At 60.0% G+C, this 5,896-nt stretch carries 4 protein-coding genes; 1 reads left to right on the top strand and 3 read right to left on the bottom strand.

The genetic code is table 11. The features are described from left to right. Window positions 1–1,818, top strand: a 1,818-nt coding sequence (locus tag ABX749_RS18820) for an FAD-dependent oxidoreductase (RefSeq protein WP_372897316.1), incomplete at its 5' end; no start/stop codon positions are given. A gap of 178 nt (window positions 1,819–1,996) precedes the next feature. Here the strand turns inward: ABX749_RS18820 and ABX749_RS18825 are convergent. The 3 genes from ABX749_RS18825 to ABX749_RS18835 form a co-directional block, all read right to left on the bottom strand. Continuing rightward, window positions 1,997–2,191 (bottom strand): hypothetical protein, encoded by a 195-nt coding sequence (locus ABX749_RS18825; RefSeq protein WP_372897317.1) that lies wholly within the window; start codon window positions 2,189–2,191, stop codon window positions 1,997–1,999. 365 nt (window positions 2,192–2,556) lie between these two features. After that, the gene (locus tag ABX749_RS18830; protein ID WP_372897319.1) at window positions 2,557–3,948 is read right to left on the bottom strand and encodes a DUF1501 domain-containing protein; all 1,392 of its coding nucleotides are present in this window, start codon (window positions 3,946–3,948) and stop codon (window positions 2,557–2,559) included. Window positions 3,949–4,009: 61 nt separating this feature from the next. After that, window positions 4,010–5,896: DUF1553 domain-containing protein (locus tag ABX749_RS18835; RefSeq protein WP_372897318.1), on the bottom strand; the 1,887-nt coding region annotated here is incomplete at its 5' end.

Raw genomic sequence — 5,896 nt, forward strand, 5'->3', positions numbered from 1 at the left:
AAAGACGACGAACCGGAGGGCTCGCGCCCTGCCGCTACAACCTTCGTCAACACAGGGGGGGAATGCTTCACAGCGTTGCCTGATGTGGTCGTTTACGGGGCCACGCCTGCCGGCATTGCCGCCGCGCTGAATGCCGCAGAATCAGACCGCAGCGTCTGGCTGATCGAACCCACCGGACGGATCGGTGGCATGACGACACATGGTCTATCGCATTCGGATTTTCACAGCTTCGAAGCGCTCAACGGACCCTTTCTCCAATTCAGCCAGCGGGTCTTGCAGCACTACCGGGAAACGTACGGCAACGATTCGGAACAGGCCAACGACAGCTGGCAGGGCACCCACGGTGAGCCTTCGGTCAACCTGCAGATCTTTGAAAACATGCTCGCCGAAATGCCGACCCTCACGGTCCTGACGAATCATCGTCTGGTCCAAGTGGAGGTCGAAGACTCGGCCTTGACGACGCTGCACTTTGCGGTGCCGGGATCACCGCAAACCACGGTCAAGCCAAAGATCGTGATCGATGCGACTTACGAAGGCGATCTGCTCGCTGCGGCGAATGTTCCGTACCGCGTGGGGCGGGAGGCTCGGTCGGAGTACGGTGAATCGCTCGCGCCGGAAACCGCCGATGACCAGTTACAGGGCTACAACTACCGCCTGTGCATGACGCAGAACGAATCGAACCGCGTGCCGATCCCCGTCCCAGAGAATTACAACCGCGAAGACTACGCGGCGATTGTTCCGCTGGTGACGGCCGGCGAGTTTGATGCCGCCTTCGGTTACCCCGGTCGGCGTTTCATTCTGAAGGCGCACCTGCCGGTGATGCCCAACGGCAAACGCGACATCAACGACGTTTCCAAGGGACTCGTCCGGCTCTCGCTGCCGGGGCACAATCGCGGCTATCCCGAAGCCGACGTCGCTACCCGACGGCGGATCGAAAAGAAACACCTCGATTGGCAGCTCGGGCTGATGCACTTCGTCCAGACCGATCCCGCACTACCGGATGCCTTTCGCGAAGCGGCGATGTCGTGGGGGCTGTGTCGCGATGAGTTTGCCGACAGCGGCCACATCCCGCCGCAGATTTATGTTCGGGAAGCTCGCCGAATGGTCGGGCAGTACGTCTATACCGAAGCAGACACGCAATACGCGCCGGACGACGCCCGTGCCCGCTTGCATCCCGACGCGATCGCCATTGGAGAATACAGCCACAACTGCCACGGCACTGACCACGAAGGACCGCTGATCGGCGGGCGGCATACGGGCGAGTTCTATAAAGGCGTCGCGCCGTATCAGATTCCCTACGGAGTGCTGGTGCCGAAGACGATGCGGAATCTGCTCGTTCCGACAGCCTGCAGCGCCAGTCACGTCGGCTTCTGCGCGCTTCGTCTGGAACCGATCTGGATGTCGCTCGGCGGTGCCGCCGGTTTCGCTGCCGACATGGCATTAGACGAAAACGTCAGCGTGCAGGAAGTCGACGTCGAAGCGTTGAAACGGCGTGTCTGGTCGCGCGGCGGTGCCACGATCCACGTCAGCGATGTGCGACCCGGTCACCCGGATTTCATCGCCGTGCAATGGTGGGGCAGCCTCGGCGGACTCCACGGCATCGAGCCTGCTCCGGCAAAACCAGGCGCCCGCGGCAAACACATCGTCAGTCAGTATTTCGAGGCATTCCCCGGACACGCCGCAAAGCTCGACCAGCCACTCGACGAGGAACTGGCGACGCGTTGGAATCGCCTGGCTGACCAGCACGGCTTCTCCGTTCCCACCGCCGGCACCACCCGCGGCGACTGGATCCGAGCTGCGTTCGAGGCTGCAAATTAAGTGGCTTTGACAACCTGGCGAGTCCACAAGCGCTGGCTGATGAGGCGAGCGAATTTCCAGCAACACGTACAAAGTCGCCGGAGGATTGCAGAGTGGACGCAGGGAGGTGGCCGACAGACTTTATCCCGCGTCCAATCTTTCAGTGGTGAAATGAGTCGGTCGTGTGGCAAGGGCGCCGTCAATGCTTGTCCGGATCGATGCCGGCAGAACGCAGACCAGACCGATACATTGCCCTCACGCCAAGAAAGGGGACCAAACTCAATACAGTTGTGCTCAAGAACACCGGAGCGCCGATGGCATGGTCCAACGCGAAGATCAGCGCAGCAAACGCTGCCAGGAGGAGCAAACCGCGAAGAGAAAAACGGCGTTTCATCCTACGATTGTACGCCAATGAAAACAAACAATGGTGCCACTCACAAGATGCGTTGGGTCTGGCTGGGTATTGAGACCGAGGGCACCAAATGAGTGCGACTGACCGTGATGGCAGAAAAATGGGAGTGCCGGGAGACGAAACGACAAGAAAATGGGTGACAAGAAAATGAAACACTCGCAACAGTTTTCAATGGGGCGACTGAATCACACACGGCCGCGGACCAGCTACTTACCGTCCAGATCTCCCCTGCTCTATTTTCTTGTCACCCATTTTCTTGTCGCCATTTCCCCCTCAGCCCCATCCCGTTTTCCTGCTCCCCATTTTTCTGCTATCTAGAAAAGCGTCGCCACCGAGTAAACCTCCCCTTAAGCGATGACGTCGTGGACGACTTGTCCGTAAAGGTCGGTCAGACGGTAGTCGCGGCCGGCGTATCGGTACGTCAAGCGTTCGTGATCGAAGCCCAGCAGGTGCAGCATCGTGGCGTGTAGGTCATGCACCGAAACGGGGTTCTCGACGGCTTTGAAGCCGAACTCATCGGTCGCACCGTAGATCGTCCCACCCTTGATGCCTCCCCCAGCCATCCACAGCGAGAAACCCCAATGGTTATGATCGCGTCCCTGGCTGGCACCCGATCCGTTTTGTCCCATTTCCACTGACGGCGTGCGGCCGAATTCGCCACTGCACAGGATCAACGTCTTGCTGAGCAGGCCGCGTTGCTTGAGGTCTTTGATCAGGCCGGCGATCCCTTGATCACACTGGTTCGCGACGGTGCGGTGGGCGCCTTTGATATTGCTATGACTGTCCCATGGCTGCCCCGCTCCGTGCCAGACTTGCACGTATCGCACGCCGCGTTCGACCAAACGCCGTGCCAGCAGCAGTTGACGATTTTGAATCCCTTCTCCATACAGTTTCAAAATGTGTTCCGGTTCCTGATTGGTATCGAACGCGTCGGTGGCTTCCATCTGCATTCGGTACGCGAGGTCAAAGGACTGAATCCGCGCTTCCAGATCCGCTTCATCTGGACGGCTCGCCAAGTGCCTGGCATTGAGTGCCTGCAAGACATCCAGCTGAGCCAGTTGATCTGATCGGCTGATTCGCTCGTTGCGAATATGACGAATCAGCTTGGTCGGATCGGTCTGAGCCGTGTCGACCAAAGTGCCTTGGTAGCTGCCGGGCAGAAACGCAGATTGCCAGTTGCCGGCACCGGCGACCGGCAAGCCGCCCGGACACAAGGCGACAAATCCAGGCAGGTTCTTGTTCTCGCTGCCCATCCCCCAGGTCAACCACGATCCGAAACTGGGACGCACTAAACGGGAATGGCCGGTGTTCATCAACATCAGCATCATCTCGTGGCTGGGCAATTCGGCGTACATCGAACGAATCACCGCCAATTCGTCGGCGCACTCGGCCACACGCGGGAACAGGTCGCTGATCGGCATCCCACATTCACCGTGCTGTTTGAACTCAAACGGTGACGGCAGAGCGACTCCCGTCTTGCGTTCGGTCTGCAGGTTATCGAACGGCAACATCTGACCGGCTCGACGGGTCAGTTCCGGCTTCGGGTCGAAGGTATCCACCTGCGACATGCCGCCGTTGAGAAAGATGTGAATCACATGCTCGGCGCGAGCCGGAAAGTGGCTTGCGGTCTCGGCCGTTGCCGACTGACCGGCCAGCAGATCAGCCAGCGCCAGCGATCCGACTCCCAAGCCACAGCGCTGGAGAAACTGCCGGCGAGGCGAGAGGAAGGAGTTGTCCATGATGATCTTGCTCGTGTAAGGATCGCTGCGGGACCGATGAGTCATCGAATCGGCAGGCCGGTCAATCCAGGAATAGAAACTCATTGGAGGCCAACATGGCATGCGCGAGTTGAGCCCATCGTTCAGTTTCGGTTACGTCGTCATCAGACGTCGCGCCTTCGGGCTGGGGACGCGTGACAAAGGTGATCGCCAAATCGCGTTCTTCTCGATCGGGTTGGCGTAAATAGATCCGCCGGTACAACCATTCCACTCGGTCTTCATTGGTCGCGGCCGCATCGACAGCCAGCTTGGCCACCGCCGCAGCCCGGTCCTGGATGAAGGACGAATTCAGTGCGTACAGCGTTTGCTGGGGCACCAGCGTGTCGGGACGTTTGACCGTGCACGACGTCGGGTCCGCACCATCAAAGGTGCTGGACAGACTCGAAATGATGTCACGATTGATGAACGCGTACACGCTGCGGCGGGGGACCACCGGCTCGGCTTCCAGATCGAACGGTCGACCGCCCATGGTCGTCGTGTTCAGCTCGCCCGAAACAGCCAGCAGCGCGTCCCGCATCGATTCCATTTCCAAACGTTTGCGCGGCATCCGCCACAGCAAGCGGTTCTCCGCATCGCGCCGGCGCGCTTCAGTGTTCTCGACCGAAGCCTGCTGGTACACATCCGACAGCATGATCCGGCGGTGCATCTTCTTGATCGACCAACCGTCCTCGGCAAACGCCGTGGCCAAGTGATCGAGTAGCTGCGGATGCGTGGGCGGTGTTCCGCGGGTCCCCAGGTCATCGGGCGTACGGACCAGACCCAAGCCGAAATGGTGTCGCCAAATCCAGTTTACGATGACACGCCGGGTCAGCGGGTTTTCAGGGTCGACGATGGCTTTGGCCAGACCACGTCGGCGCTGTCCATCGGTAAAGGGCGTCGGGTTGTGGGGAGCGACCGCGGTCAGAAATCGAGCTTCCACCCGCTCGCCACGGCTGGTCGGATTGCCACGCAGGAACACGCGGGTTTCGGGCGGCGTTTCAGATTCGGCCAGCACCATCCCACGCGGCGGCGAACCGGGCGAATTCAGGTGCAGATTGTGGATCGTGCCACGCTTGCCGGACAGCTTATCCGACACCGTGCGGTTGAGCAGTTTGGCGGCGAGCTTGTCCGGCACGTCGGTCGGGGTGCCGGTCTCGTACAAATGCCGCCGCAGCTGTTGATTGATCGAGCTATTGATTTCAGCGTGTCGCGGATCTTCGTCCGTGATCAGATCCCCGGTCGGCGTCGCTTCCAAGGACGCCTCGTGCAGCGCCGTCAACCAGCCGAGGTGCACGTCTGCAAAGAGTTTGCCGTAGACGTCGGCCAGTTCGATCAGCGATGCCGGCTTGGATTCCTCGATCGCGTGGAGGACGCGCGGATTCCATTTCGGAGCTTCCACACTCATGTTGTGCAGATCTTTAAACTTCGCCGGATCGCCGTTCTCCGCTTTCAACGTTTGCACCAGTTGTTCGCACGCCGTTTGGAACTGGTCCGCCGGGGTCTCCTGCAGACGGACCCACGCAAAGAACACCGGATCCTGTTCGCTGAGCGTGCGCAAATAGATTCGCCAACGATTAAGAACATCGGGACGCACATCGTCGGTGCGGTACGACAGGAACGCCGCCGAGAGATCCTGTTCGGGCACGCCCTTCGCCAACTCGGTCAAGTACAACCCGACTTGGCTGCGCAAGCGGTTTCGCATCACTTCCATCTGATCACGAGCCATGTCACGATAGATCGTCTGTCGTTTCTCCAGTTGACGTTGGTAGTCACGCAGCGGATCCGTCGGCGGTGGTTCGCCCAGCACCGGCAGTGCGTCCGGCGACTCGCTGGCGGCCAGGGTTGCGTACAGGGCGTAGTAATCGGTGGTGGGGATTTCGTCGAACTTGTGGTCGTGGCAGCGGGCGCAGGCGACGGTCACCCCCATCAA

Origin of the sequence: Stieleria sp., from assembly GCF_041595215.1 — a bacterium.
Lineage (GTDB): Bacteria > Planctomycetota > Planctomycetia > Pirellulales > Pirellulaceae > Stieleria > Stieleria magnilauensis.